Annotated in this window: 3 protein-coding genes; all 3 read left to right on the top strand. The window is 60.3% G+C overall.

What is annotated here, in order from left to right; translation table 11 throughout:
• Nucleotides 1-85: 85 nt before the first annotated feature.
• The 3 genes from cysT to ACW9JE_RS30075 are packed head-to-tail and all read left to right on the top strand — an operon-like array spanning nt 86 to nt 2,784.
• Nucleotides 86-904 (top strand): sulfate ABC transporter permease subunit CysT, encoded by an 819-nt coding sequence (gene cysT / locus ACW9JE_RS30085; RefSeq protein ID WP_224538835.1) that lies wholly within the window; start codon nt 86-88, stop codon nt 902-904.
• A gap of 13 nt (nt 905-917) precedes the next feature.
• A complete protein-coding gene (gene cysW / locus ACW9JE_RS30080) occupies nt 918-1,790 on the top strand; it encodes a sulfate ABC transporter permease subunit CysW (protein ID WP_457434831.1) in 873 nt (290 codons plus the stop codon).
• 4 nt (nt 1,791-1,794) lie between these two features.
• Nucleotides 1,795-2,784 (top strand): sulfate/molybdate ABC transporter ATP-binding protein, encoded by a 990-nt coding sequence (locus ACW9JE_RS30075; protein ID WP_457434830.1) that lies wholly within the window; start codon nt 1,795-1,797, stop codon nt 2,782-2,784.
• Nucleotides 2,785-2,844 lie beyond the last annotated feature (60 nt).

Below are 2,844 nucleotides of genomic sequence, written 5' to 3'. Positions count from 1 at the left end.
GTCAGTTAAAAAGGATGTAGCTGACCCAACGCTTTCGCGAGCAAGCCCGCTCCCACAGTGATTGTGTTATCAACCAAGGACTTTTATGTCGCGTCGTATCTCCCCCGTCATACCCGGCTTCGGGCTGACGCTGGGCTACACCTTGGTGTACCTCAGCCTGATTGTGCTCATACCCCTGGCGGCGATGTTCGTGCATGCCGCTCAACTCACCTGGGATCAGTTCTGGGCAATCATTTCGGCGCCACGGGTGCTGGCGGCGTTGAAGCTGAGCTTCGGCACCGCGCTCTGTGCCGCGATCATCAACGGCATCATCGGCACGCTGCTGGCCTGGGTGCTGGTGCGCTACACCTTCCCCGGTCGCAAAATCATTGACGCGATGATCGACCTGCCCTTCGCATTGCCCACCGCCGTGGCCGGTATCGCGCTGACCGCGCTCTACGCCCCCACCGGTCTGGTCGGTCAATTTGCGACGGACCTGGGTTTCAAGATCGCCTACACCCCCCTGGGCATCACCCTCGCCCTGACTTTTGTGACCCTTCCATTCGTGGTACGTACCGTACAGCCGGTATTGGCCGATATCCCCAAAGAAGTGGAAGAAGCGGCCGCATGCCTGGGGGCCAAACCGTTGCAGGTGTTCCGCCATATCCTGATTCCGGCCTTGCTGCCGGCCTGGCTGACCGGTTTCGCCCTGGCCTTTGCCCGTGGTGTCGGCGAGTACGGTTCGGTGATCTTCATCGCCGGCAACATGCCGATGAAAACCGAAATTCTGCCGTTGCTGATCATGGTCAAGCTCGACCAGTACGATTACACCGGCGCGACCTCCATTGGCGTACTGATGCTGGTGGTTTCCTTCATTCTGCTGCTGCTGATCAACCTGCTGCAGCGCCGCATCGAAACCCCATAAGGAGGCGCAGAACATGTCCCAATCGTCTATTGCTGCCGCTTCCTCGGCCAACGCCGCCCGCCGTGGCAGCCCGGTGGCGCGGCGCGTCCTGATCGGCCTTGGCTGGCTGATCTTCGCCCTGTTCCTGTTGTTGCCGCTGTTCATCGTGGTGTCCCAGGGCTTGAAGAACGGCATCGGTGAGTTTTTCGTCGCGATCTTTGAACCCGACGCCCTGTCGGCGCTGAAACTCACGGTGATCGCCGTGCTGATTTCGGTGCCGCTGAACCTGGTGTTCGGCGTCAGCGCCGCCTGGTGCGTGAGCAAATACTCGTTCCGCGGCAAGAGCATGCTGGTGACCCTGATCGATCTGCCGTTCTCGGTTTCGCCGGTGATCGCAGGTCTGGTCTACGTGCTGATGTTCGGTGCACAGGGGTTGTTCGGCCCGTGGCTGTCGGATCACGACATCCAGATCGTCTTCGCCTTGCCGGGCATCGTGCTGGCGACGATTTTCGTCACCGTGCCGTTCGTGGCGCGCGAACTGATTCCGCTGATGCAAGAGCAAGGCACTCAGGAAGAAGAGGCCGCCCGCCTGTTGGGAGCCAATGGCTGGCAGATGTTCTGGCACGTCACGGTGCCCAACATCAAATGGGGCCTGATCTACGGCGTGGTGCTGTGTACCGCGCGGGCCATGGGTGAGTTCGGGGCGGTGTCGGTGGTGTCCGGGCACATTCGCGGGGTGACCAACACCTTGCCGTTGCACGTCGAGATCCTCTACAACGAATACAACCACGTGGCCGCGTTCGCCGTGGCGAGCCTGTTGCTGATCCTGGCGCTCTTCATCCTGCTGCTCAAGCAGTGGAGCGAAAACCGTATTAACCGCCTGCGCGCCAGCGCCGCGGAGGAATGATTCCATGTCAATCGAAGTGCGTAACGTCAGCAAGAATTTCAATGCGTTCAAGGCGCTGAACGACATCAGCCTGGACATCCACAGCGGCGAACTGGTGGCCTTGCTCGGCCCGTCGGGCTGCGGCAAGACCACTTTGCTGCGGATCATCGCGGGCCTGGAAACTCCGGATCAGGGCAACATCGTGTTCCACGGCGAAGACGTTTCCGGCCATGATGTGCGTGATCGCAATGTCGGTTTCGTGTTCCAACACTACGCCCTGTTCCGCCACATGACGGTGTTCGACAACGTCGCGTTCGGCCTACGCATGAAGCCGAAAAATCAGCGCCCGAGCGAAAGCCAGATCGCCACCAAGGTTCACGAACTGCTGAACATGGTGCAGCTCGATTGGCTGGCCGATCGCTACCCGGAACAACTCTCTGGCGGTCAACGCCAGCGTATCGCCCTGGCCCGTGCGCTGGCGGTGGAGCCCAAGGTGCTGCTGCTCGACGAGCCCTTTGGGGCGCTGGACGCCAAGGTGCGCAAGGAGCTGCGTCGCTGGCTGGCGCGGCTGCACGAAGACATCAACCTGACGTCGGTCTTCGTGACCCACGACCAGGAAGAAGCCATGGAAGTCGCCGACCGTATCGTGGTGATGAACAAGGGCGTGATCGAGCAGATCGGCTCACCGGGCGACGTCTACGAAAACCCGGCCAGTGATTTCGTTTATCACTTCCTTGGGGATTCGAACCGTCTGCATCTGGGTGAAGACAACCACGTGCTTTTCCGTCCGCACGAAGTGTCGTTGTCCAAGCACGAGTTGGACGATCACCATGCGGCCGAAGTGCGGGACATTCGCCCCCTGGGTGCGACGACCCGGGTGACGCTGAAGGTGGAGGGTCAGAGTGATCTGATCGAGGCCGAAGTGGTGAAGGATCACGACAGCCTGATCGGGTTGGCCAAGGGTGAGACCCTGTTCTTCAAGCCCAAAGTCTGGCAGAAAGTCGCCAACCTTTAAAAGCAAAAGATCGCGAGCAGGCTCGCTCCCACAGTGGATCTATATGCACATAGATCCCTC

Source organism: Pseudomonas sp. SDO55104_S430 (assembly GCF_054070595.1).
The sequence above is the reverse complement of the archived record's forward strand: the minus strand, read 5'-3'. Positions and strand labels throughout refer to the sequence as shown.

Coding starts and splice junctions, on each gene's coding strand:
- cysW (WP_457434831.1), top strand. CDS start 918: ATGTCCCAATCGTCTATTGCTGCCGCTTCCTCGGCCAACGCCGCCCGC.
- ACW9JE_RS30075 (WP_457434830.1), top strand. CDS start 1,795: ATGTCAATCGAAGTGCGTAACGTCAGCAAGAATTTCAATGCGTTCAAG.
- cysT (WP_224538835.1), top strand. CDS start 86: ATGTCGCGTCGTATCTCCCCCGTCATACCCGGCTTCGGGCTGACGCTG.